The sequence below is a fragment of the Pseudomonas sp. Y3 TE3536 genome, from assembly GCF_053629175.1.
In genome coordinates this window covers 915,473-936,747 of sequence record NZ_JBRJHU010000001.1, presented here as the reverse complement: position 1 = coordinate 936,747, position 21,275 = coordinate 915,473, and the positions used below count along the sequence as shown (strand labels likewise).

Annotated in this window: 25 protein-coding genes; 12 read left to right on the top strand and 13 right to left on the bottom strand. The window is 58.4% G+C overall.

From position 1 onward, the window contains the following. Window positions 1–29: 29 nt before the first annotated feature. On the bottom strand, window positions 30–209 hold the full coding sequence (locus AB7M33_RS04255) for a hypothetical protein (RefSeq protein ID WP_454242476.1): 180 nt from the start codon (window positions 207–209) through the stop codon (window positions 30–32). 119 nt (window positions 210–328) lie between these two features. On the opposite strand from AB7M33_RS04255, the gene AB7M33_RS04250 reads away from it, so the two are divergent. From AB7M33_RS04250 to AB7M33_RS04240, 3 genes are all read left to right on the top strand, one after another. Beyond that, window positions 329–586, top strand: a complete 258-nt coding sequence (locus AB7M33_RS04250) for a hypothetical protein (protein ID WP_454242475.1) — start codon at window positions 329–331, stop codon at window positions 584–586. A 223-nt stretch (window positions 587–809) separates the two neighbouring features. Next, on the top strand, window positions 810–1,322 hold the full coding sequence (locus AB7M33_RS04245; RefSeq protein WP_454242474.1) for an antirestriction protein ArdA: 513 nt from the start codon (window positions 810–812) through the stop codon (window positions 1,320–1,322). Between the two features lie 128 nt (window positions 1,323–1,450). Then, entirely contained in the window at window positions 1,451–2,350 is a 900-nt protein-coding gene (locus tag AB7M33_RS04240) for a hypothetical protein (protein WP_454242473.1), read from the top strand. A 26-nt stretch (window positions 2,351–2,376) separates the two neighbouring features. Here AB7M33_RS04240 and AB7M33_RS04235 read toward each other — a convergent pair whose 3' ends face one another. Beyond that, window positions 2,377–2,835 (bottom strand): hypothetical protein, encoded by a 459-nt coding sequence (locus AB7M33_RS04235; protein WP_454242472.1) that lies wholly within the window; start codon window positions 2,833–2,835, stop codon window positions 2,377–2,379. An 85-nt stretch (window positions 2,836–2,920) separates the two neighbouring features. Between AB7M33_RS04235 and AB7M33_RS04230 the strand changes: the two genes are divergently transcribed. Next, window positions 2,921–3,250 (top strand): hypothetical protein, encoded by a 330-nt coding sequence (locus AB7M33_RS04230; protein WP_137137942.1) that lies wholly within the window; start codon window positions 2,921–2,923, stop codon window positions 3,248–3,250. A gap of 8 nt (window positions 3,251–3,258) precedes the next feature. Here the strand turns inward: AB7M33_RS04230 and AB7M33_RS04225 are convergent, their stop codons facing one another. Together AB7M33_RS04225 and AB7M33_RS04220 are read right to left on the bottom strand one after the other, a co-directional pair. Next, window positions 3,259–3,810, bottom strand: coding sequence for a J domain-containing protein (locus AB7M33_RS04225; RefSeq protein WP_454242471.1), 552 nt, complete (start codon window positions 3,808–3,810; stop codon window positions 3,259–3,261). Window positions 3,811–3,812: 2 nt separating this feature from the next. Next, window positions 3,813–4,484 (bottom strand): hypothetical protein, encoded by a 672-nt coding sequence (locus AB7M33_RS04220; protein WP_454242470.1) that lies wholly within the window; start codon window positions 4,482–4,484, stop codon window positions 3,813–3,815. A 108-nt stretch (window positions 4,485–4,592) separates the two neighbouring features. Between AB7M33_RS04220 and AB7M33_RS04215 the strand changes: the two genes are divergently transcribed. From AB7M33_RS04215 to AB7M33_RS04205, 3 genes are all read left to right on the top strand, one after another. Next, window positions 4,593–5,462 carry a hypothetical protein gene (locus AB7M33_RS04215; RefSeq protein WP_454242469.1) on the top strand — a complete coding sequence of 290 codons (870 nt, stop codon included), beginning with the start codon at window positions 4,593–4,595 and terminating at the stop codon, window positions 5,460–5,462. A 2-nt stretch (window positions 5,463–5,464) separates the two neighbouring features. Beyond that, a complete protein-coding gene (locus tag AB7M33_RS04210; RefSeq protein ID WP_454242468.1) occupies window positions 5,465–5,950 on the top strand; it encodes an ankyrin repeat domain-containing protein in 486 nt (161 codons plus the stop codon). A 121-nt stretch (window positions 5,951–6,071) separates the two neighbouring features. Continuing rightward, a complete protein-coding gene (locus AB7M33_RS04205) occupies window positions 6,072–6,485 on the top strand; it encodes a hypothetical protein (RefSeq protein WP_454242467.1) in 414 nt (137 codons plus the stop codon). On the opposite strand, the gene AB7M33_RS04200 is transcribed toward AB7M33_RS04205, so the two are convergent. Together AB7M33_RS04200 and AB7M33_RS04195 are read right to left on the bottom strand one after the other, a co-directional pair. After that, window positions 6,482–6,910, bottom strand: coding sequence for a hypothetical protein (locus tag AB7M33_RS04200; RefSeq protein ID WP_454242466.1), 429 nt, complete (start codon window positions 6,908–6,910; stop codon window positions 6,482–6,484). The two genes, AB7M33_RS04205 and AB7M33_RS04200, sit on opposite strands and share 4 nt — an antisense overlap. Before the next feature lie 91 nt (window positions 6,911–7,001). Further along, complete coding sequence (locus AB7M33_RS04195) at window positions 7,002–8,534, bottom strand: type IV secretory system conjugative DNA transfer family protein (protein ID WP_454242465.1); 1,533 nt, start codon at window positions 8,532–8,534, stop codon at window positions 7,002–7,004. A 348-nt stretch (window positions 8,535–8,882) separates the two neighbouring features. On the opposite strand from AB7M33_RS04195, the gene AB7M33_RS04190 reads away from it, so the two are divergent. The 3 genes from AB7M33_RS04190 (at window position 8,883) to AB7M33_RS04180 (ending at window position 11,739) form a co-directional block, all read left to right on the top strand. Continuing rightward, entirely contained in the window at window positions 8,883–9,092 is a 210-nt protein-coding gene (locus AB7M33_RS04190; RefSeq protein WP_454242464.1) for a hypothetical protein, read from the top strand. Between the two features lie 662 nt (window positions 9,093–9,754). Further along, window positions 9,755–10,147, top strand: a complete 393-nt coding sequence (locus tag AB7M33_RS04185) for a hypothetical protein (protein ID WP_454242463.1) — start codon at window positions 9,755–9,757, stop codon at window positions 10,145–10,147. Continuing rightward, window positions 10,144–11,739 carry a relaxase/mobilization nuclease domain-containing protein gene (locus tag AB7M33_RS04180; RefSeq protein WP_454242462.1) on the top strand — a complete coding sequence of 532 codons (1,596 nt, stop codon included), beginning with the start codon at window positions 10,144–10,146 and terminating at the stop codon, window positions 11,737–11,739. Before AB7M33_RS04185 ends, AB7M33_RS04180 begins: the two co-directional genes overlap by 4 nt. Window positions 11,740–11,758: 19 nt before the next feature. On the opposite strand, the gene AB7M33_RS04175 is transcribed toward AB7M33_RS04180, so the two are convergent. The 3 genes from AB7M33_RS04175 to AB7M33_RS04165 are packed head-to-tail and all read right to left on the bottom strand — an operon-like array spanning window position 11,759 to window position 13,673. Next, window positions 11,759–12,202 carry a hypothetical protein gene (locus tag AB7M33_RS04175; RefSeq protein ID WP_454242461.1) on the bottom strand — a complete coding sequence of 148 codons (444 nt, stop codon included), beginning with the start codon at window positions 12,200–12,202 and terminating at the stop codon, window positions 11,759–11,761. 44 nt (window positions 12,203–12,246) lie between these two features. Next, a complete protein-coding gene (locus AB7M33_RS04170; protein WP_454242460.1) occupies window positions 12,247–12,831 on the bottom strand; it encodes a hypothetical protein in 585 nt (194 codons plus the stop codon). Between the two features lie 32 nt (window positions 12,832–12,863). After that, window positions 12,864–13,673, bottom strand: a complete 810-nt coding sequence (locus AB7M33_RS04165; protein ID WP_454242459.1) for a GIY-YIG nuclease family protein — start codon at window positions 13,671–13,673, stop codon at window positions 12,864–12,866. A gap of 312 nt (window positions 13,674–13,985) precedes the next feature. Here AB7M33_RS04165 and AB7M33_RS04160 point away from each other — a divergent pair, with 312 nt between their 5' ends. Further along, window positions 13,986–15,575 (top strand): peptide chain release factor 3, encoded by a 1,590-nt coding sequence (locus tag AB7M33_RS04160; RefSeq protein WP_454242458.1) that lies wholly within the window; start codon window positions 13,986–13,988, stop codon window positions 15,573–15,575. 146 nt (window positions 15,576–15,721) lie between these two features. Here AB7M33_RS04160 and AB7M33_RS04155 read toward each other — a convergent pair whose 3' ends face one another. Continuing rightward, on the bottom strand, window positions 15,722–17,128 hold the full coding sequence (locus AB7M33_RS04155; RefSeq protein WP_454242457.1) for an NAD(P)/FAD-dependent oxidoreductase: 1,407 nt from the start codon (window positions 17,126–17,128) through the stop codon (window positions 15,722–15,724). A 64-nt stretch (window positions 17,129–17,192) separates the two neighbouring features. Further along, complete coding sequence (locus AB7M33_RS04150) at window positions 17,193–18,002, bottom strand: helix-turn-helix domain-containing protein (RefSeq protein WP_454242456.1); 810 nt, start codon at window positions 18,000–18,002, stop codon at window positions 17,193–17,195. A 232-nt stretch (window positions 18,003–18,234) separates the two neighbouring features. Here AB7M33_RS04150 and AB7M33_RS04145 point away from each other — a divergent pair, with 232 nt between their 5' ends. Further along, the gene (locus AB7M33_RS04145) at window positions 18,235–19,125 is read left to right on the top strand and encodes a hypothetical protein (RefSeq protein WP_027595571.1); all 891 of its coding nucleotides are present in this window, start codon (window positions 18,235–18,237) and stop codon (window positions 19,123–19,125) included. A gap of 213 nt (window positions 19,126–19,338) precedes the next feature. Here the strand turns inward: AB7M33_RS04145 and AB7M33_RS04140 are convergent, their stop codons facing one another. Further along, entirely contained in the window at window positions 19,339–20,307 is a 969-nt protein-coding gene (locus AB7M33_RS04140; protein ID WP_186675598.1) for a peptide ABC transporter ATP-binding protein, read from the bottom strand. Next, window positions 20,307–21,275, bottom strand: a complete 969-nt coding sequence (locus AB7M33_RS04135; protein ID WP_027595573.1) for an ABC transporter ATP-binding protein — start codon at window positions 21,273–21,275, stop codon at window positions 20,307–20,309. Before AB7M33_RS04135 ends, AB7M33_RS04140 begins: the two co-directional genes overlap by 1 nt.

The following is a 21,275-nucleotide window of genomic DNA, read 5'->3' as shown; positions in this document are numbered from 1 at the left end:
CTTTCGGGGCCGCTTCCCGCTTCGAGGCATCAGGGGCGCATTCCTCTCGCGTTCATCACGCGCCGGATATTCGCCAGCGAGGCTACGGCATTGCGCTGTTCCTCGCCGGTCCGGTCGGTACGCGCCGCCGCATTGAACGCCTCGCGGTACAACGCGCGCAGTTCGCTCTCAGGTCTGGCGGCCAGTTCAAAAATCGTCAGCAGTTTCATCTTCTTTGCTCCTCTGCTTTTTTCGGCCACCCATCGCGGCCTCATGGCGCTTGCCCACGCATCAGGCAATGACCACGGCTGCATCCGTTCGGATCGCAACGGCAGAGAAGGAGTCATTCATGACTTGCAGCACCGACGTGACGATGCCTATGCGAAAGCCCATAGATCAGGACGCATGGAAGTGTGATGAAAGAAGACGAGGGGAGGAGAAGAGGAACAGTAAAGAACGCATCGAAATGGTGACGAGACTTAAGGCGAACCTGCTGTGCTTCGCGCTGCAGGCCGGGCTCTATCGCGCGTGCCCGCGCGACCAGGCCAATGAAGGGCAATTGTCCCGGCCATCCGGTGACGATCCCTTTCGCGAAAGAGAGCGCTAAGGGGCATCCGCCCCTGGCGCAACGCAAGGGTAAAGCTTCGCCCCGTTAAAGGGTTTCCCCGACCTTCCGCACCCATGAACAGCCATGGGTTTGTGCAGGCCGGGTGATTCCCCTCCCTTTACCGGCCCCGTTGCGTTTTGCCTCCCCGGTCTCGCCGACGGGCAGGGGTCATGTGCGGACCACACAGCACATGTACCCCAAGCCCTAAAGGAGAGCCCAAGCCATGACGACCACGCCCCGCATCTATGTTGCCGATCTCGCTGCCTATAACAGCGGCTACCTCCACGGCGTCTGGATTGACGCGAGCGAGGAGGTTGAGGACATACAGGAGCAGATCAACGCCATGCTGGCAGCTTCCCCCGTGCCGGATGCCGAGGAATACGCCATCCATGATTACGAAGGTTTCGGCGGCTACCAGCTTGGCGAATACGAAGGCATTGAAGCCGCCCACGACATCGCCTGTTTCATCGAGGAATTCCCAGCGTTCGGTGGCGCGCTGCTCGGACATTTCTCCAGCATCGAAGAAGCCCGCCGCGCTGCAGAAGAAGATTATTGCGGCAGCTATGAATCTCTCGCCGACTACGCGCAGCAGCTCACCGAAGAAGCCACCCAGATTCCAGAGTCACTGGCGTACTACATCAACTATGAAGCCATGGCCCGTGACATGGAGCTGGGCGGCGACGTGTTCACCCTTGAGACCGGCTACCGCGAAATCCATGTGTTCTGGAATCACTGATCGCAAGAAAAGAGCGCGCGGCCCTTCGGGCCGCGTCGCCTTGACTATGTTCGATGGCACCTTCATAAAGGTTGCTTTCTTTTGAGCCTGCTGCAGGAAGCAGGACCAATAAATTTTAAGGGCTAAAAATGAAAGTCGGCATCGACTTAAATGATCCAGGAGTTCAATTCGCCCTGGCGCTGGTGGGGCGGCAAGCGGCAATGGCTCTGGATCTGCCTCAGAGGGTAGAGTCAGCGGTACTGCCGATATACCACACTCTGAAAGGCAACAGACTGGATCAGACAGGTTCTGGGGTCGCCTTTCAGATTGGTGGTGAATACTTCGTGATGAGTGCGTCACATGTGTTCGATGATATTGGTACTCATCGTCTGTGTATGGCTGTTGCCAAAGGCGAGTTGCTTAGTCATTTTGCAGGCGATAGATTCAGCACGCCCAGGGGGAGTTCAGGGAACCACTCTGATGATCCTATCGATGCATCTGTGTTTCACATACAGTCTGAAGTGCCAGATGAGTTCAAGCGAATTGCGTTGACACTTGAAGATTTGGATTTAGAACAGCCTGATGACGTTGGGTGTGTCCATATGATCGCAGGTTTTCGCTCGAAGAAGTCTAATACGGCAGGAAATCAAGCTAATGCAAAAAGGGAATGCTTTCCGTCACGCGAGCTTGGTCAGGAAGATTATTTGAAGCTGGGCCTTGATCGTAAAACTCATATTGCTCTCGCATATGAAAACCAGATACTTATGGACGGCAGGTGGCAAACCTCTCCAAGCCCAAAGGGCATGAGTGGAGGGGCCCTGATCAAGGCCAAAGGAATACCGATGATCCTGCGGCCCGGTCTTTCCTTTAATGAAGAAAATGCGCGGCAGTTACTTAGCGGAATCACTATTGCTCAACGTCGTGAGCGTCGCGGGAAACCCGGAGCACTCATAGCCACAAGGATTGGTGCCCACCTTGGTTTGATACAGAACTATTTACCTGAAGTCTTCAAGGATACTGAGCTGGAATTTGCATTCCAAGGACCATAGGTGCGATTTACTGCGGCAAACACCGATCAACGGTCACGCTCGGGCTCGCGCCCATCGCGTGTCCGGGGAAGGCCGTTGAAGATAGATTTGATTTCATGCGGACTGCGTGTCCGCTCACGGCCAGGCGCGCTGTACTCCGCCTGCCGGAAGGAGGCTTTAAAAGCTATCACTCTTTCGCTATACGCATTATTGATGGCATTCAGCTCCCTCAGGTTCTGCGCCTCCACCACAAGGCGGGCGCGCTCCTCCAGCTGCTCTGATGTCAGCGCCTTGTGCCTCGCATAATCTGGCCTCAAATTCAGGCGGTTATGCTCCCGCAACACCCGTCTGCGGGCTTTTTCCATATCATCTTCGTATCTGTGCCGTTGTTCTTCCTTGCATGCTTGCAACTGGCGATCACGCTCTCTTTCCCATTCCGCGATCTGCTGTTTTCGGGCTTCCTCCTTGCCCTGTGCGGCATCGTTAAACGGCTCTTTTCTGCTCACGAGAACCACCTGCTGATTTTTCTGGACGGCGTTCAAAGCAATGTGGAATGGTCAATCAAGGGTGTTTTTTGCCAAGGAGGGTGCCATGGATGAAAACCTGCCTGTATCGCTGCGCCAGCTCGTTTCCGAACCGGATACCGCATGGATAGAACAGCAACTCCTCGCGCATGTGCGCGGCCTGGAGCGTCAGGGCCTGCCGCCCCGCACCATTGCACGGGCAATGGCGCGGGTATTGTTCGGATATTGCTCGGACCTGTACGACCGTTCCATCGGCAGCCGCCTGTGGATCAAGAAGTTCCTGCAGGAAACCGGACGCGACTTCATCCGGGAGGAAGAATTTACCAGCGACTGCGAAGAGCTCTTCGACCTGCAGGACAAATTCCTCAAAGACTCCGAGCCACACGGTACGGCCTGACCAGCGGATTACCTCCATTTCTTTGCCCGCTTGATGCAGTCTACGGCATCGTTGATCTGCTGCATGAACACATGATTGGGGAAGCCCTTATCCGGGTGCAGGATCGCTGCCAGCTCACGATATCGGGCTTTCAGCTGCGCCTTATCAAATGCCTGGTCTTCTGTGAAACCCAGTGCCGCCAGCGCCTGCTCATAGACGCTTTTCTCAGGCCCGGCTGGCCTGTCGTTTCTTTCTTTCGCGGGCTCCATATTCATGTACTGGCGCACAGCGGCATAGAACCTCTGAAGCGCCAGAAGACATGGCCGATACACGCGTAAGCACGTACCCCGGATCACGCCAAACACGACAAACGCACCAGCACAGATCAGGGACTTCACGAACAGCCCAAGTTGCGTTGTGCCTCGCATCATCTGCCGTAACGACCATCCGATGAAGATCAGCACCTGACGGATCAGCGCTTCCAGCAGCCAGAACATGAAGTTGATGATGATCCAGGCCAGGATCAGGAAGACGATGTCACTCGCCACAATTTTTGCGTAGTGCAGGACTGTCTCAATCATGGCTAAAGCCCTCCAGGGGAGTGATGCCAGTCGGCATCGACGTGCGGGTTGTCGCCCGCACCAAGACGTTTTGCTTCCTGCTCCAGCAGCCGGTCGCAGTACTGCAATCGTGCCACTACAGCTGCCGCCTGTTGCCTGCCGAATACAGTGAGCAGATCCACACGGTGCCCGCCATAAACCAGCACTACGTGGAAGGACTCTCCGTAATAAACAGGCATCTGCACGACCTGGCCACGCGCGGCAGCTTCGTGGGTATCCAGTTCGTTACTGCGCCGTTCACGCTCTGTGTGATCGTGCGGCAGCAGCGCGAAACGATGTTCCAGGCGGCGGTCGAAGCGTTCCCAGCCCAGTACGCGCCGCACCCTGATGGAATCCAGATTCAGTTCAATACGCGTGGTGGCCCGGAAGGATCTCCGAGCCACCAAGTGCAGCGCCCAGCCTCCAATGCATGCGCTGGCGAAAGCAGTCACCAGCACAGATAAATCCGGGTGCCGCCAGTCGGGCAGGCTCACCACGCTGGCTGCCAGTAGCCCAAGTCCCAGGGCGCTGCTGATCCCATCCGCGAGCTTTGCCCGAAACGGGGTGAGCTCACGCGGGATCACGCGGAACATCAGCCGACCGTCTTCATCGGTCGACTGAAGCGTGGAGGGGCGTCCCTCCAGGGGACTTTTCATCGGAGAGCGCATGGCGGCAGTCTCAGCTGATGGCGTTAGGCGCTACGCTGACATAGCGGCATCTGCTGCTTTCCTCGCGACTTCCTCGCGCCCCAGAGGGAAAGGGATATGGATGTTGATGTTGATGTTGATGAGGTCGCCTTCAACGATTGGCAGATAACAAAGCTGCGTTCGGCCTTACGCCGCTATCGCACGCTCAACAAACATGGCGGACGATTGCCGTCCTGGCGTCAGGTGCGCGATGACATCGCCAATTCAGATTCCAATCTTGAGAAATACGACGCTGACGACGCCGAACTGGCTTTTAAGGAAGAAGCCCTGCGCCGCTTCGCCGAAAATATCAGTAATGTCCTGAGCGTTGAGCGCCTGCGCGATGTTGCACGATTCCTTTTAGATGAAAAGCTGCTCACCCCCCAAGACTTGCAGGAAGAGCGGCAGGACCTGGCCGTCTTCCTCGCCATGCATGAATACTTCGCCAACGACTATGAAGGCGTATCTGATCTCGTATCGGCATTCTCCGGCTTGTTCACCTACCGCGTTACCAGTACGCCCGACGCCCCCGAAATCACCACCATCAGGCTGCACCTGATCCCCGATGCTTCCGGCAAATATGTGCGGGTCGAAGAGCTCGTGCAGACCGAGCAGGTCACCGAGCGCAACAACGCGCAAAGGCGTTACCCCCGCCGCCAGATCAAGGACAGCGAATTCATCAAAACAACCTCCCGGAAGGGCTTCGGGTTTCCGATCACGCGGCTCAACCTTCTTCATGTGTTTCTGGATGGCGTCACACCCGGTGACCGCATGACATACATTCAGGCGGGCGAACTGCATAACGGTTCCACGGCGAAGGGCTTCTTTCTCATGCGCAACGGGGTGGCGACAGGCCGGGATCAATGGGCACGGGATATCTATTACGAAGAACCCGTCATCCTGCCCCATATCTGCCGCTTCGATCCCGACCAGGGGCAGGAGGCATAGACATGGCCGAAGACAAGAAGAAACAGGACCAGCTGGTGCAGCTGCCCACCGCTGAAGCCCTGCGGGAGCTGTATGGATTCAAGCCAGCAGATTTCGTGAGGGCGATGTCACCGGAGGATTTGCGCTCCGTACCGCCGCCTGAACGCGATCCTGAGTTTGAGGCGGAGATTGAGAAAGTCAGGGAGCAGGAATTTATCCGCGAGGTGAAGGCCGGGAAGGTCAGCAGCGTGGAGCGCAGCATTCAGCTCGGCATCAACGTCAACGCCCAGGACAAATTCGGGATGACCGCGCTCCACTACGCAGCAGCGACTGGTTTTAGACCCTGTATCCGCCTGCTGGTGAACAGTGGCCAGTGCAATTACCTGCTTCAGGACAATAAGGGCCGTCTGGCATCTGAGCTCGCTTACGAATGGGGCAGGGATTACGCCGTGGGCCTGCTTCTGCAGAAGAAAGAGGCAAGGCAGGCGTATGAGGAGGGACGCCCATGAGGCGGCTATACTTAATGCATCGAGCCCGCTGGGCGCATAAATTCCTTGAGATTATTTTATGTTGATTAAAATGTTCGCCCCTTTAAAGTGCAGAGGTAATCATGAAGCGGACGGTATAGTTATGGATAATATTCTGCACAAAGAGATATTAACAAAGGCATTTTTTGTGGCCGGGGCGAATTCCCGGTTCAGAGACCAGAATGACCCCGTTGCTTTGAGTGCGGTCAAAGATGCTGAGGAATTCCTCGCTACATTACCAGCAGGTACTCCAAAACCGGATATTCACGCGGGAGCAACTTCCGACCCTGATAAGATCGTATCTTTCAGTTGGCTGGATTTTGGAACCGGCAGGATAAAGGGCGTCTACGTATCCTGCAAAGGTAATGGTCTCTATGATGCGGCCTGGGACAGTCAAGATGCCAGCGGAGGCTCTCAGTCATCCATAACACTCATTGATCTCGTGAAGCTGGATATCGCTCACAAGATTAAATCTATGAAAGCACAGGGCCCTATGCCCACGCCGACTATTCCTTAATCACAGTTATATGACTCCCACCAATTATTAAATGGGCCCTCCTTGGGGAGACTCATCCCATTGTGCTTTTTAATTGATCGCAAAACACTGCACATACAGCCAGAGCCACGAACATCGGCAACCTCCTTTGAGGTAAAATCTTTTGCTGCTCGCCTTGCCTTGATATGTTCTCTCTCACACTCTTTAGCCTCGCTTGAAAGCTGCTCTAACAGTTCTTTTGAAATCACCAGGAGTTCAATGACGGATTCTTTGATCCCCGGCTGACTCAACAGGTCCTTGTCTGATTGAGAGGCCGTGCCAAGAAAACGCTTGAGAGCCTCCTTCGGATTCAACTTGAATTTAAGCTCCAGAGCTCTGACTGACGCTGCAATGCTTAAGATCGACGACAGTACAGACATAGCATTGGGTAAGTGTTCGATCACCATGGTGACTCCCTCATTGTTCTTGTCCCCTCGGATCACAGCACACCCCAAGGCACTGCAATTAACCATAGCAGCGCGTGACAGATCCCGCGCCTCAAAGGTAAGGAGCCAACACGCCATCCTTCTGGTACCAGATCACCCGCTGCAACATCATCGGGTGACGCCCAGCCCACAGAATGAGCTGGCGCTTGAGCTGATCGTGGCGCGCGAAATGACGCCTGATTTCATCAGGGGTCAGCAGGTCGTGAAGTTCTATCGCTTCTGACCGTCCGGATATTCCCTTGCTCTGCTGATCCTGCGCGACCTCGCCCACGCGGGCGACTTCAACCTGTGTTCTGCCCAGCAGCTTGGAGATGTATTCCGTTGTCGCCAGATCGTTGTTGCCGAAGAACTGCATGATTCCGGCGTTGCCTGCGAAGGTTTCCCAGCGCTCACCATAGAGCGCCTTCCCCTGGCTCCAGTCCTGCAGGATGACCCAGAGCTTTACGCCAAATGAGGCAATGAGGCCCGAGGCGGTTTCCAGTTGCTTCATGTAACCCAGCACCGGAAATTCATCGAGGCAGGCCAGCACAGGGGCGGGCGGCACTGTCTTTTCCCTCTCCATAGCATCGAGCAACTGGTTCACGAATATCCGCATCCAGCGCCGGGCAATCTCGATGCGCGTCGCCGGGAAACAGAGATAGATGCTGACACCACCAGGCTTGTTCTTCAGTTCCGCCAGATCAAAATCATGTTCTTTCAAGACTTGGCGGAAGGCCGAGTAATCGAGAAACTTCGTATGCCGGTTGACCGTGGAGTGGACGCTGCTGAGCTCATTGCCGCGCTTGCCATAGAAGTCGAGCGCCGCCGCCATGAGAGAACTGCCAATATCCTCGGTTACTGGGTCGTCCATCAGCTCGTAGGCGTTGGCCATCATCTCCTCATAGAGAAGCGGCATAGATGGCCCTGACTCTTTATCCTCGTCATCGGCTGTTTCTTTCCACAATGCACGCTTAATCAGCTCCCGCACCGCGATCAGATGCCGTTTTTGATCGTGCTGAGGGTAGGTCGCCACATGGATAATCACGCCCTCGATAAAGTTCTTGGCGGATTCGTCCCAGTGAGGATCTTTCTGGTCTGCCGACTGCACGACAATTGACTCCGCAATCAGCGCCGCATCTTCCAGAAAGTTCGAGCTGCTGACGTCGAGAACACTCATCGGATTGAACGATGCTCTGTAGGGGAGAGTGTCTTTGCTGGAGACCCCGAAGGGGTCGACCACGTAGATTTTTTGTCCCAGGGTTGCCCGTCTGCTGGCGGTGATACTGGCAAGCTCCCCCTTGGGATCGGTCGCCAGGATGCTGCCGGGATAGAAGAAGAGGTTGCTGATAAGGCCGACCGATTTACCGGAGCGTGATCCTGCCACGGTCAGAATGTGGCGGTCATCTTCGATGCCAATCAGTTGCTCGCCCAGCGCGCCTATCAGCACTTTCTTTCCCGGCTGGCGCGGGTCATACGAGAGTATGCGGCTCTCGGCTATGTCTTCGAGCTTCATCCAGCGCGCCTGCGGTACTTTCTGCTCCCGCAAAGGGCGGGTGGAGTCGCCGCGCGGAACATCCCGCATGAATTCCTTGAAGAACTCGCTCATGGCATGGGCCTCGCCACAGATGTCCTAAAGAGCATGGCATACGTCTCTAATGCAGGCTTCCCCCCGGAGGCCTCGTGAGGGTCTCTTCAGGATGGATGGTGTGTGTTCAGGAGCGCTCTCTCGTTCTGGCGGCTGCCCTTATCCCAGCTCATAAGCCGATCCCTTAGCCACCGTGCGCCGATGCCTTGTCAGCATGTCAATGGGCGGCCCGCGCCAGGACTGCCCCTTGATCGGGCGTTGCCCTGGTGCAGGCCCCGTGTTGCCCATGACATGTCGGCGTCCGGATGGCTGTCAGGGGGCTTGTCGCTGGAATAAACCAGCCTCAAAGCAAAATCGAGGAGCATCATCATGAACACCAAATCCACCAATTCCGAATCCCGCAAACCCGGCTTCGTGGCCAAGACCCGCAAAGGTACAGGCGAGCAGGCAGTCTATGAACGCATCGGCGTCGCCTGGAAAAATGCCGATGGCTCGTTCTACATCAAGCTTGCGGGTACGCAGATCGTCTCCGACTTCATGCTCTATGAGATCGAAAGTACTGAAGCGCCTGCTGAATAAAAAGCTGCTTCATTACTACGCAGACGGGCCGAACAGGCCCGCCTTTCTTTTTTAATCGCTTGAAGTCCGTATCAGTCCGCCAGAGTCTTTATTGATCCTGCACACGAAAGCCCGTGCAGGTACATCGCTGTCTGCCGTGATCTGTTGCGGTCTGCTTTGATCTCAGGAGACTTATTTGTACCCATACGCACCATGCCGTGCTATGGAGCACCAGCACGTACATCCATTGAAAAGGAGAGGCCGCATCAGCGGCTCGCTCTTTTAGGAATTATTCATACCCCCAGCCATACACTGGTCTCATGGGCCAGCTTGCGAACGAAGTGAGCACAAGGTGTGCGTGGTAGTACCACGCCCACCTTGCGTGGGGACTTCCAGTCCCCCGCGATCCCCCCTGGGAATCCCTAGGCTTCAAAGTTCTTGTGGAACTTTGTCACCAAGGGATTAAGGCGCAACGTGTCGTCGTTGCATCGCGATCAGAGGAGACTTCGGCTCTCCCCTGAACCCCATCGAGCAAAGGGCACTTCGTAGCCCCTTGCGACCCTCGATTAAGGACTTTCGTGTCCTTAAAACCACGACCGGGTTTCGGCCCGGTGCAGACCAAAAGGAGAAGTCAGCTCTCCCTTTGGAATCCCATCGATCATCTGCGCTGGCGCTGACAGCGCGTGGAAACCGAGAGGAAAGAGGAACTGCCCTGGGCATATGTTGATGGCATGACCAGACGAACGAAAAAACGCCCTGCGCCGATCTCCTACCGCCCGCCCGAGCAGCTGCGCGAGGAGTTTCATTTGCGCGTGACGCACTCTGGCCAGTCGATCAACGCTTTCATCACCGAAGCCGTGTTCGGGCAGGCCATGCCCCGCGCCAGGCCCATTTCCTCGCTGGAGCGTAAGCTTGCCGCGATGCTGCTTTCGCAGGCTGCCCGGATCAATGACCGGCTGCAGGAGGCCTGCGGTGAACCTGATGAAGCTCACCTGGAGCAGTTGCTGCAGGAATGCCGCGATGAGCTCACGGAAATCCGCAGCTATCTCATGCTCGCGCTGGGGAGGGATGCATGATCCCTTTTGCCTCGCAGCGCGGCAGCGGTCAGGATCTTGCCACACACCTGCTGAACGCCTACGACAACGAGCTGGCGGAAGTGGCGCATCTGCGTGGTGCGATAGCCCATGATCTGCACGGTGCCTTCAAGGAATGGCAGGTGCAGGCCCAAACCCTGACCCGTTGTGAAAAGTATCTCTACAGCCTCTCGATCAACCCCGATCCCGCGCAGGGGCCGCTCACCCGCGATCAGTACATGGATTACATCCGCCGTGCAGAAGACACGCTGGGGCTGGGCGACCAGCCGCGCGCCATTGTCTTCCACATCAAGGATGGCCGTGAGCATTGCCATGTCGTCTGGTCGCGGATCGACGCTGACCATGAAAAGGCCGTCCACCTGGCCTTCGACCGTGACAAGCTGATGCGGGTGACCAGGGGCTTCGCCCGCGATCACGGGCTGAGCCTGCCTCCCGGCTACGAGAAGTCCCGCAATGTGGGGCAGCTCTCGCTTTACGAGCGGGCGCAGTTGCAGCGCACAGGGCTCTCGCTGGATGACCACAAACGGCAGGTCACCGAGGCTTGGCAGCAGAGCGATAATGCTCGCACGTTTGTTCACGCCTTGAGCGAACGCGGCTACATGCTTGCCACGGGCAACCGGCCCTATGTGCTGGTCGATCTCTACGGCAACGTGAACGCGCTGCCCCGGCTGATCGACGACAAATCCGTCCGCACCAAAGATATCCGCGCCTTCCTGGAAAAGGAGTTCCCACCTGATGCGCTGCCATCGGTGGAGGAGGCGCAGAAACTTGTGGCCGATCACCGCAAAGAGATCGAGCGCTCAGTGCGGGAGGAGAATTACGCCGACAAGCTTGCCGAGCTCAAGCACGCTCAAGCAGAGCGGCGGCACGTATTGGAGCAGCAGCGCGAGACCTTGAAATACCGGCAACATGCCTTGCGTCTGGCACAGCAGGCAAAGCATAGAGCCGAGCGGGATCGACTACGCGGGTGTCATCTTGCCCTGATGAGAAAAGTGCGCCAGGAGCGCTATGAGCACCGCCTCACCGGCCTCGCTGAATTCTTAGGCCGGGTCAGCGGCATGAATTTCCTGCGGCACAAGCTCCAGCATTATCAGGACACCAAACGCCTGCGCGCGTATCTCGATGACCGTGCCCAACTGAAAATCCGGCAATCCCAGGAGGCTGCCACGCTGGCGCTCCGGCTCAGGCTTCAGGGCGCGCATATCGAGCGTCAGTACCGGTCGCTCGAAAAGGTCGATAAGCGGGAGATCGCAGCCTTCATGCGCGACCAGCAATGCGCCCTGCGTATCCGCGCACGCGGGAAAGACGGTGTCATGCCGTCGCTGGCTCAGATTCTCCCAGGGCGCAGGCGCGCACCGGGCCGGGGGACAGTGCCCGATGTCATGGCTGCCTTCGAGCAGGCGCGCCATGCGCCGCGCAGCCCGTTCCCGGACGTGATGGCAGCGTTTGAGCGCGCCACTGTTGTATTCCGCCGGGAGAGACAGGGGCAGCGTGAAGGCGAGGGGCCGGAGAAACCCCGACCGCTAACACCTCCGCGCCACCGAAAGGGCCATGAGCCGGATCGGGAGCGGTAATAGCCCTCACATATTCTGGCTATCGCGAGATTGCTTCTACCCAGTGGTACTGGGTGCTATGAAGCAGCCGCCTGGTTGGCTTGTTCATCAGGGTATTGCGCCAGCGCAGAATGAGATATTCCTCAATTTCTGCCCGGCCCAGCTCAACCTGAATGTGGGAGAGGTGATAGTTCGCCGAAATCGTCCTCGCCAACTCAGCATAATCGGTCTCAGGGATTTCGTATTTCTGGGCAATTTTTCTGGTGAATGTGTGATTTATCGGCCTGGCAAGATCAGCCATGCGAAGGCGCAGGCTTGATGACTCACCAACATAAACAGGCGTTTGCGCCTGCCAGATCACATAAACACCAGCCTCTCTGGGCACCTGGGTGGCCCAGTTATTGGAAGACAGCGGTGCAACACGTAGTGCACTCTGGAGAGCTGCTTCGTATTCCTTCAGTGCATCCTTTACCACAACTGCCATTTCCATTCTAAAAGTTAAAAAACGCCAGTTTGATCGAACAACTATTACGCTTTATCCTGACGCGCTGCAATGTACTCATCGACGGGTTGAGGCAGTATCGCATCGTTAAGCCTTAGCACGGCTCTTAACAAATACTCTCGTATCCCTGAGCGTGATTTACTGTCTCTGGACTTATCAGCTGCTTCAGATAAATCCTCAAGGATTAGGGCGATTTTTTGACAGTCCTCTAGTAATCCGGTCTTCTCGTAAATAATATCGTCTATCACATGGTTTTTGTGAGGTTTGTTTTTTGGTGAGCAGGGGCATGTAGAGGTTCTTTCACCCTGAAAAAGCTGCTCGCTGCCCCATACAAAACGCTCATCCTGATAAGGGATCGAAATGCCATAGCGGTTTGTTGTCGGATACCATTCATGTTTTGGGTTTGTGCATGTCGCATATCTGGTGACGACATAGAGCCCAAATTCCTTCGCCAGAAGAACGTATTTATCAAGCAATGTTTCCAGGCGATTCTTTGTAACCCAGTTTGGCGTGGTGTCATCCCATCCCCAATATCCATTGGCATTTTCAACGCCGGAGATCACCTTCAGGATATCTTCTCTCAAGTTTACATAAAATTCGAACGCATCCATTCAATATCTCCCTTGAAATTGTAAGTAAGCTGTCAGTTCAGGTTATAACCAAAAGACCCTGAGAGCAGTGCGCGCTTCCAGTATTGCTCACGTTCGATGATGATCTTGTCATCCGTTTTCATGGAGCGGTATTCAAGTAGGGAGAACTGGAAGTTTCTGCGCGCGTAGTCCTTGCCCTCCAGCTTGATGATCTTGGTCAGCTCATCATTCCAGCCATGACCTGTACCGATATAGCAGGACCACCGGGACCAGATGCCAGAGTCGCCATAGGCTGAACCTACGTATTTTTTACCGTTACTTTTATCGGCAATCAGATAGACGCCCTTTACATTTTCGAGGGCAGATTTCCAGTCCGGCTTCTTTTGTACAAATATCGACTCCAGTACAGGGAAACTGTGCTCGATATTTTCATACCCGCAGAATGCTTCGCCGGTGTAGGGCTTCTCAAATATCTGCGAGAGCACCAGGCTGTCGAAATGCTTTTCGAGATAGAAAGCTCTGCCGCGCGAGCCGGGTCCGTGATACTCAATCAACAGCCTGCCGATATAGCTACTGTATTTATCCGTAAGCAAGACGATATTTTTGTTGGGCAGGCGTTCCACCACCTCAAAGATCCCGCCAAACAGCCATGTGCCAGGCCGATGGCGATATCTGATCAGGCTGAAGATGTAGCGCCTGCTGAAATCATCGCGGGCACCTTTCCATCCGTTCCAGCCTTTCCACTCGTCCCGATCCCGGACAAAGACGTCGAGCGGGTCCTCGTGCCCATTCCAGACTGCGAAATGAATTTTGTAATCCTTGATCGACTCAATGTCGATCAGACTTCCGATCTTAATTTCCATGCATCCCTCTGACGTCTCTCTCGCTCCGTTGACCCTTCCTACAGCCTTCCCCATGGCCCAGCAAGCTTGCGTTGAAGCACCTTCAGGTCAATGCCACAGGTGGCGATGTGGAGAAGGCGGTACTGCACTCTGGCACGCCGGAGATTCAGCTAAATGGCCTCTCGTGCATACGTCGCGCAAAGGCTCATGTCGTGGGCGTTTGGAGGTGCTTTTTGTTACAATGCGCGATTTCCTGCGCTGGCCTGTAGCAATTGGCCAAGGGCACCTTTTCAGCTGTGTACATAACAGCGTACACAATCGAGATCCAGAACGATGTCCGACAGCAAAATTGTCAACGAAGTCAACAGCCGACGCACGTTTGCCATCATCTCCCACCCCGACGCCGGTAAGACCACCATCACCGAGAAGCTCCTGCTGATGGGCAAGGCCATTGCCGTCGCCGGTACCGTGAAGTCGCGCAAGTCCGACCGCCACGCCACCTCCGACTGGATGGAAATGGAGAAGCAGCGCGGCATCTCGATCACCACCTCGGTGATGCAGTTCCCGTACCGCGAGCACATGATCAACCTGCTCGACACCCCCGGCCACGAAGACTTCTCGGAAGACACCTACCGCACCCTGACCGCAGTGGACTCGGCGCTGATGGTGCTCGACGGCGGTAAAGGTGTAGAGCCGCGCACCATCGCCCTGATGGACGTCTGCCGCCTGCGCGACACGCCCATCGTCAGCTTCATCAACAAACTCGACCGTGACATCCGCGACCCGATCGAACTGCTCGACGAGATCGAAGCCGTTCTGAAGATCAAGGCCGCGCCGATCACCTGGCCGATCGGTTGCTACCGCGATTTCAAGGGCGTGTACCACCTGGCCGGCGACTACATCATCGTCTACACCCCGGGCCACGGCCATGAGCGTACCGAGGTCAAGATCATCGAGAAGCTCGATTCCGATGAAGCCCGTGCGCACCTGGGTGACGAATATGATCGCTTCCTCGAGCAGCTTGAGCTGGTTCAGGGCGCTTGCCATGAATTCGATCAGGACGAGTTCATCAATGGCCAGCTGACGCCGGTGTTCTTCGGTACCGCACTGGGCAACTTCGGTGTCGACCATGTGCTCGACGCCGTTGTCGACTGGGCGCCGCGCCCGCTGGCCCGTGTGGCCCACGAGCGTACCGTGGAGCCGGTGGAAGAGAAGTTCACAGGCTTCGTGTTCAAGATCCAGGCGAACATGGACCCGAAACACCGCGACCGTATCGCCTTCATGCGCATCTGCTCGGGCAAGTACGAGAAGGGCATGAAAATGCGCCACGTGCGTACCGGCAAGGACCTGCGCATCGGTGACGCGTTGACCTTCTTCTCTTCCGAGCGCGAGCAGCTGGAAGAAGCCTTTGCTGGCGACATCATCGGCCTGCACAACCACGGCACCATCCAGATCGGCGACACCTTCACCGAAGGCGAGGCGCTGGGCTTCACCGGTATTCCGCACTTCGCTCCAGAGCTTTTCCGCCGTGTGCGCCTGAAAGACCCGCTCAAGTCCAAGCAGTTGCGTCAGGGCCTGCAGCAACTGGCCGAAGAGGGCGCGACCCAGGTGTTCTTCCCAGAACGCAGCAACGACATCATCCTCGGTGCGGTCGGTGTGCTGCAGTTCGACGTGGTCGCCAGCCGCCTGAAGGAAGAGTACAAGGTCGAGTGCGCCTACGAGCCGATCACTGTGTGGTCCGCGCGCTGGATCAGCTGTGACGACAAGAAGAAGCTCGAGGAATTCCAGACCAAGGCCATGGAGAACCTGGCCATCGACGGTGGCGGTCACCTGACCTACCTGGCGCCGACCCGGGTCAACCTGTCGCTGATGGAAGAGCGCTGGCCGGACGTCAAGTTCCGCGCTACCCGCGAACACCACTGACCCCAGGGCTGATCTAGCCCCCTGTAGGCGCAGCCTTGTGCTGCGAAGAGGCCGGTAATAACACCCACATAGGTGGTGGTTTCACCGGCCTCTTCGCAGCACAAGGCTGCTCCTACAAAAGCCATGCTAATTGCACCTGAGCTTTATCACTGCATGAAGCCTTCCATGAAGTCTGCGAGCGAGCTGGCCAGGCGCCGCCTCCAAGGCGCGCTGGCGGGGTTGGCGAGGGTTCGGTCCTCGTGCACGAAGCTTTGTATGATCGCGTTGTAGCCCAGCCAGCGGCAGGGCTCGGCCGGCCAGGTGGCCAGGCTCGACAGCGGACGGTTGTCGAGCACCCAGGGTTGTGCGGTCAGTGCGTTGTGCTGGTTGAGAATCAGCGCAGCCAGGGTGCGCCCGCCGAGGTTGGTGGCACCGACGCCTTCGCCGCCGTAGCCGCCGGCCAGGGCAATACCGCGTTGGCGGTCGCACAGCATGTGCGGGCGGAAGCGCCGGGCCATGCCCAGGTTGCCGCCCCAGGAATGGGTGATGCGCACATGCTTGAGCTGGGGGAACAGCTCGCTGAATAGGTAACGGCGCAGGTCAACTTCGGCATCGGTCAGGGTGAAGTCTTCGCGTAGCCGGCCACCGAAGCGGTAGCCGCCGCGGGCGCCGAACACCAGGCGATTGTCGGCCGTGCGCTGGCCATAGGTAACCTGGCGGCTGCTTTCGCTGAGCGCCTGGCCCTGGCTCAGGCCGATCTGCTCCCAGGTCGATTCCGGCAGTGGCTCGGTGGCCACCAGCAGGCTCTGCACTGGCAGTTGATGCTTGCCCAGCGGTGGCAGGCTGGCGGCGTAACCTTCCACAGCGGGCACCGTCCACTGGCAGCGGATGCGTGCCAGCGGGGTACGCACTTCACCCGGCTGCCAGTCGATGGCAGGGGTGTTCTCGTAAATCGGCACGCCGAGGTTTTCTACCGCCCGGGCCAGGCCGCGCGCCAGCTTGGCCGGCTGGATCGTTGCAGTGTGCGGGCTGTAGATCGCACCGTAGGCGTTGCTGACCCGCAACTGGGCGTCCAGCTGCTCGGGGCGCAGCCAGCGGTAGTCATCCTCGGTCATGCCCTGGCGATAGAGGTCGTCCAGGTAGGCGCGCAGGCTGCGCTCCTGCTCGGGGTAGCGGGCAGCGCAATATAGCACGCCACCTTTGCGGTAGTCGCAGTCGATGGCTTCGCGTTGCAGCACGGCGTGCACTTCATCGGGAATGCCGTGCAGCAGGTCGATGCTGGCACGGCGTTGTTGCGGCGACAGGCTGGCCAGCAGGCGGTCCTCGCCGAGCAGGTTGCCCATCAGCCAGCCGCCATTGCGCCCGGAGGCGCCGAAGCCGGCGATGTTGGCCTCGATCACCGCGATGTTCAGCTGTGGCGCCTGGCGCTTGAGGTAGTACGCGGTCCACAGGCCGGTATAACCGGCGCCGATGATGCACACGTCAACGTCGAGGTCATCGCGCAGTGCCGGGCGCGCGTGCAGCGGCTCGTCGAGCTGGTCCATCCACAGGCTGAGCGTGCGCAGGGGTTGCATCGGGTTCGGCTCCACATCGGTCAAGGTCTGTGGGCGATCCTAGTGCTGTCAGCCAGCGGCTGTCTTACGTGCGTGCACGCAGAGAAATTTGCTTGAGGTAGGCCTTGGGCGTGAGTCCGGTGTTTTCGCGGAAGCACTTGTAGAACGCCGACAGCGAATTGAAGCCCGCGCTGAATGCCAGATCGTCGATCGGAGCCTGGGCAGTGTCGTCGTCCAGGCTGGCCATCAGGTGCTGCAGGCGCGCCTGGTTGACGTAGCGGTAGAAGCTTTGGCCCAGCACCTGGTTGAGCAGGTAGGAGATCTGGTTGCGGCTGTAGCCGCTGGCATCGGCGACCTGTTGCAGGTCCAGTTCCGGGTCGAGGTAGGGGCGTTGACGCTGAAAGTAGTGCTCAAGGTCCTGGGCCATGGTCGACAGCTGGCGCGGCGAAAGCCCGAGGCGGCTGGTGGCCGGTCGCGGGCCGGCGTTGGTCAGGCCCTTACCCTGTTGTCGCACCAGCGTGGCGTATTCGTTGACCCGCCAGATCAGGCCATCCTTGACGGTGATGGCCTCGCTGGACTGGAACGCGACCAGGCCTTCGCCGCCTTGCACGGTGACTTGGTACTGGATGAAAGCTGTGCAGCCATCGACGCGAATACGGTCGCTGTGGACGATATCTTCACCCGCCTCACGTGGCAGGCTGGCGCGCACATAGTCGCGCAGGCCGTTGAAGCCGAGCACGCGGTTCTGGAAGAAGTCGTGGTACCGCACGTCTGGGTGATACAGCGCAATGACGCCGTCGAGGTCGCGGTGCTTCCAGCACAGGTGATAGCGCATCACGGTTTCGGCGGTGATGGGCGTCTGTTCGGGGCCGTCGGCAGGGGGGATAGAACGCATTGGCAAATAGTGCCGGGGGCAGTGGCGGTAGGCAAGCCAGTGGGCGCGGCCAGAAGACATTGCATAAACCCTGAGCCTGTACGAGCAAACCGGGTGTTTTGCACGACTCCAGGAAACGTGTTTGAGCTAACCCGTTGATTCGCTTGAAAGTCATTTTTTGACACATGTGGCACGGCCTCTGCACCGATCATCACGCGACTGGTCCCGATGCTCACAATAAAGGCGAAAAACCATGATCCCCTCTGCCGAATATCCGTATGTCGATTCCCAGAATCGTTCAGGCGTGTCCTGGGCGGCCATCTTCGCGGGTGCCGCTGCTGCTGCCGCGCTGTCTTTGATCCTTGTGGTGCTCGGTGCGGGGCTTGGCTTTGCCGCCACTTCGCCCTGGGCAGATGAAGGCGCCAGCGCCCAGACCTTGGGCGTGTCGGCGATCATCTGGTTGTTGTTGACGCAGATTCTCGCTTCAGGCCTGGGCGGCTATATCGCCGGCCGGCTGCGGGTGAAGTGGGCCAATCTGCATGGCGATGAAGTGTATTTCCGCGACACGGCCCATGGCTTCCTCGCCTGGGCAGTGGCCACGCTGGTTGCAGCCATGCTGATCGTTGGCACCGTCGGTGGTTTGGCCGGTGCGGGCGTGCAGGCCGGGGCGACGGCGGTTGGTGCGGCTGCGAGCATGGCGCCCAAGCCTGATGCCAATGGTTACTTCGTCGACAGCCTGTTCCGTAGCGACGGCCCGGCAGCGGTCAGCGACGATGCTGCCAACGGCGTAGCGGCGCGCATCCTGGCCAAGTCCATCGCGCAGGGTGGCACGCTGGCTGAAGGTGACCGCGCCTATCTCGCGCAATTGGTGGCCCAGCGTACCCGCTTGAGCCAGGCGGAAGCCGAAGCACGGGTAGATGAAGTGTACGCCCAAGTGCAGCAGGCCAAGGTGCAGGCAAAACAGGCGGCTGATACGGCGGCCAAAGTGGCGGCCTGGACGGCGCTGTGGACCTTCGTTGCGCTGCTCTGCGGTGCGTTCTTTGCCAGCCTGGCTGCGTTGTTCGGTGGCCGTCAGCGTGATCGCGTGCTGTGGCTGGAAGGGGAAGGCGTGGGCTACACGACCCATCGAAGCATTCAACGTTAAGGAAGGAGAAACAACATGCGCTCATTACTGCTGTGGATGCTTGGGGTACCGATTCCGGTGATCATCCTGATCGCGATATTCATGCATTGAGACAATGGGGCCGCTTTGCGGCCCTTCGCGGGGCAAGCCCGCTCCCACAGATCTCACACTGTTCTTGAGGGCAGTGTGATACCTGTGGGAGCGGGCTTGCCCCGCGAAGAATGTCACACCGACCTAGAGAAATTGCTCTGCATAATGGCAGGCGACTTGCCGGGTTCCCACTTGCCTGAAGGCCGGCACTTCAACAGCACACCGCTCCGTCGCATACGGGCAACGCTTGTGAAACGCGCAGCCATCCGGCGGGTTCAACGGGTTGGGTAATTCCCCCGCAATGCGAATCTTAGGCTTCAACGGGTCTGGATGAATCGCCGGCGTTGCCGACAGCAATGCCTGGGTATAAGGGTGCAGCGGCTTCTCGTAGATATCCGCCTTCGGCCCCATCTCCGCCGGCCGCCCCAGGTACATCACCAACACCTGATCCGCCACATGCCGCACCACCGCCAGGTTGTGCGAGATGAACACGTAAGCGGTGTTGAACTCCTTCTGCAGGTCCATGAACAGGTTCAGCACCTGTGCCTGGATCGACACGTCGAGTGCAGAGGTCGGCTCGTCCGCCACCAACACCTTGGGCTGCAGCATCATGGCCCGGGCCAGGGCGATACGTTGGCGCTGCCCCCCCGAAAACATGTGCGGGTAGCGCTGGTAGTGCTCGGGTCGCAGGCCGACCTGCTCCATCATCTTCTGCACTTTCTCGCGCCGCTCGGCCTTGCTCAGCGAGGTGTTGATCAGCAAAGGCTCGGCCAGTTGGTCGCCGATCTTCTGGCGCGGGTTCAGCGAGGCATACGGGCTTTGGAAGACCATCTGCACATCGCGGCGCAGTTGCTTGCGCTCGGCCTTGCTGGCGCCTGTGACCTCGGTGCCGGCGATCTGCAGCGAGCCGGAGGAGGGCTCTTCGATCAGGGTCAGGGCACGGGCCAGGGTCGATTTGCCACAGCCGGATTCACCGACCACAGCCAGGGTCTTGCCGGCCTCCAGCTCGAACGATACGCCATTGAGCGCACGCACCAGGGCATGGCCCTTGAACAGGCCGCGGGATACTTCGTAATGGCGAGTCAGCTCGCGGGCAGTAAGTACGACGGCCATCACGCCACCTCCTGGTTCAGCGGGTAGAAGCAACGCACCAGGCTGTGTGCCTGGGGGGCGAGGGGCGGGCGTTGTTGCCGGCAGTTGTCCTGCACATACGGGCAGCGCGGCGACAGCAGGCAACCTTGCGGCCGGTCGTAACGGCCAGGGACGATGCCGGGCAGGGTGGCCAGGCGCTCGGCGCCCAGGCTGTGCTCGGGGATCGCTGCCAGCAGGGCTTCGCTGTAGGGGTGGGCGGGGACGTCGAACAGCTCGGGCACCTGGCCCACTTCTACCGCTTGCCCGGCGTACATCACACACACGCGGCGGGCGGTTTCAGCCACTACGGCCAGGTCATGGGTAATGAGAATGAGCGCCATGTTGCGCTCTTTCTGCAGGTTGACCAGCAGCTCCATGATCTGCGCCTGGATGGTCACGTCGAGGGCGGTGGTAGGTTCGTCGGCGATCAGCAGCTTGGGTTCGCCGGCAATCGCCATGGCGATCGCCACGCGCTGGCTCATGCCGCCAGACAGCTGGTGCGGATACGCGTCCAGGCGGCTTTCCGCGGCGGGGATCTCGACCTTTTTCAACAGTTCCAGGGCCCGCTGGCGCGCAGCCTTGCCCTTCAGGCCCAGGTGCTGGCGCAGCACTTCTTCGATCTGGTAGCCCACGGTGAAACTCGGGTTGAGCGCGGTCATCGGGTCCTGGAAGACCATGGCGATGTCCTTGCCGACCACCTTGCGGCGCTGGCGGCCGCTGAGCTTGAGCATGTCGGTGCCGTTGAACGTCATGGTATCGGCGGTGATGCGCCCGGGGGCGTCGATCAGGCCCATCAGGGCCATCATGGTCACGGATTTGCCCGAGCCGGACTCGCCGACGATGGCCAGGATCTCACCGGCATCCACGGCCAGGTCCAGGCCGTCCACCACCGGTACTGCATGGGCGTCGCCGAAGCGCACATTGAGGTTGTTGATCTGCAACAGTGACAT

Coding starts and splice junctions, on each gene's coding strand:
- AB7M33_RS04255 (WP_454242476.1), bottom strand. CDS start 209: ATGAAACTGCTGACGATTTTTGAACTGGCCGCCAGACCTGAGAGCGAA.
- AB7M33_RS04250 (WP_454242475.1), top strand. CDS start 329: ATGACTTGCAGCACCGACGTGACGATGCCTATGCGAAAGCCCATAGAT.
- AB7M33_RS04245 (WP_454242474.1), top strand. CDS start 810: ATGACGACCACGCCCCGCATCTATGTTGCCGATCTCGCTGCCTATAAC.
- AB7M33_RS04240 (WP_454242473.1), top strand. CDS start 1,451: ATGAAAGTCGGCATCGACTTAAATGATCCAGGAGTTCAATTCGCCCTG.
- AB7M33_RS04230 (WP_137137942.1), top strand. CDS start 2,921: ATGGATGAAAACCTGCCTGTATCGCTGCGCCAGCTCGTTTCCGAACCG.
- AB7M33_RS04225 (WP_454242471.1), bottom strand. CDS start 3,810: ATGATTGAGACAGTCCTGCACTACGCAAAAATTGTGGCGAGTGACATC.
- AB7M33_RS04220 (WP_454242470.1), bottom strand. CDS start 4,484: ATGAAAAGTCCCCTGGAGGGACGCCCCTCCACGCTTCAGTCGACCGAT.
- AB7M33_RS04215 (WP_454242469.1), top strand. CDS start 4,593: ATGGATGTTGATGTTGATGTTGATGAGGTCGCCTTCAACGATTGGCAG.
- AB7M33_RS04210 (WP_454242468.1), top strand. CDS start 5,465: ATGGCCGAAGACAAGAAGAAACAGGACCAGCTGGTGCAGCTGCCCACC.
- AB7M33_RS04205 (WP_454242467.1), top strand. CDS start 6,072: ATGGATAATATTCTGCACAAAGAGATATTAACAAAGGCATTTTTTGTG.
- AB7M33_RS04200 (WP_454242466.1), bottom strand. CDS start 6,910: ATGGTGATCGAACACTTACCCAATGCTATGTCTGTACTGTCGTCGATC.
- AB7M33_RS04195 (WP_454242465.1), bottom strand. CDS start 8,534: ATGAGCGAGTTCTTCAAGGAATTCATGCGGGATGTTCCGCGCGGCGAC.
- AB7M33_RS04190 (WP_454242464.1), top strand. CDS start 8,883: ATGAACACCAAATCCACCAATTCCGAATCCCGCAAACCCGGCTTCGTG.
- AB7M33_RS04180 (WP_454242462.1), top strand. CDS start 10,144: ATGATCCCTTTTGCCTCGCAGCGCGGCAGCGGTCAGGATCTTGCCACA.
- AB7M33_RS04175 (WP_454242461.1), bottom strand. CDS start 12,202: ATGGCAGTTGTGGTAAAGGATGCACTGAAGGAATACGAAGCAGCTCTC.
- AB7M33_RS04170 (WP_454242460.1), bottom strand. CDS start 12,831: ATGGATGCGTTCGAATTTTATGTAAACTTGAGAGAAGATATCCTGAAG.
- AB7M33_RS04165 (WP_454242459.1), bottom strand. CDS start 13,673: ATGGAAATTAAGATCGGAAGTCTGATCGACATTGAGTCGATCAAGGAT.
- AB7M33_RS04160 (WP_454242458.1), top strand. CDS start 13,986: ATGTCCGACAGCAAAATTGTCAACGAAGTCAACAGCCGACGCACGTTT.
- AB7M33_RS04155 (WP_454242457.1), bottom strand. CDS start 17,128: ATGCAACCCCTGCGCACGCTCAGCCTGTGGATGGACCAGCTCGACGAG.
- AB7M33_RS04150 (WP_454242456.1), bottom strand. CDS start 18,002: ATGCGTTCTATCCCCCCTGCCGACGGCCCCGAACAGACGCCCATCACC.
- AB7M33_RS04145 (WP_027595571.1), top strand. CDS start 18,235: ATGATCCCCTCTGCCGAATATCCGTATGTCGATTCCCAGAATCGTTCA.
- AB7M33_RS04140 (WP_186675598.1), bottom strand. CDS start 20,307: ATGGCCGTCGTACTTACTGCCCGCGAGCTGACTCGCCATTACGAAGTA.
- AB7M33_RS04135 (WP_027595573.1), bottom strand. CDS start 21,275: ATGTCACTGTTGCAGATCAACAACCTCAATGTGCGCTTCGGCGACGCC.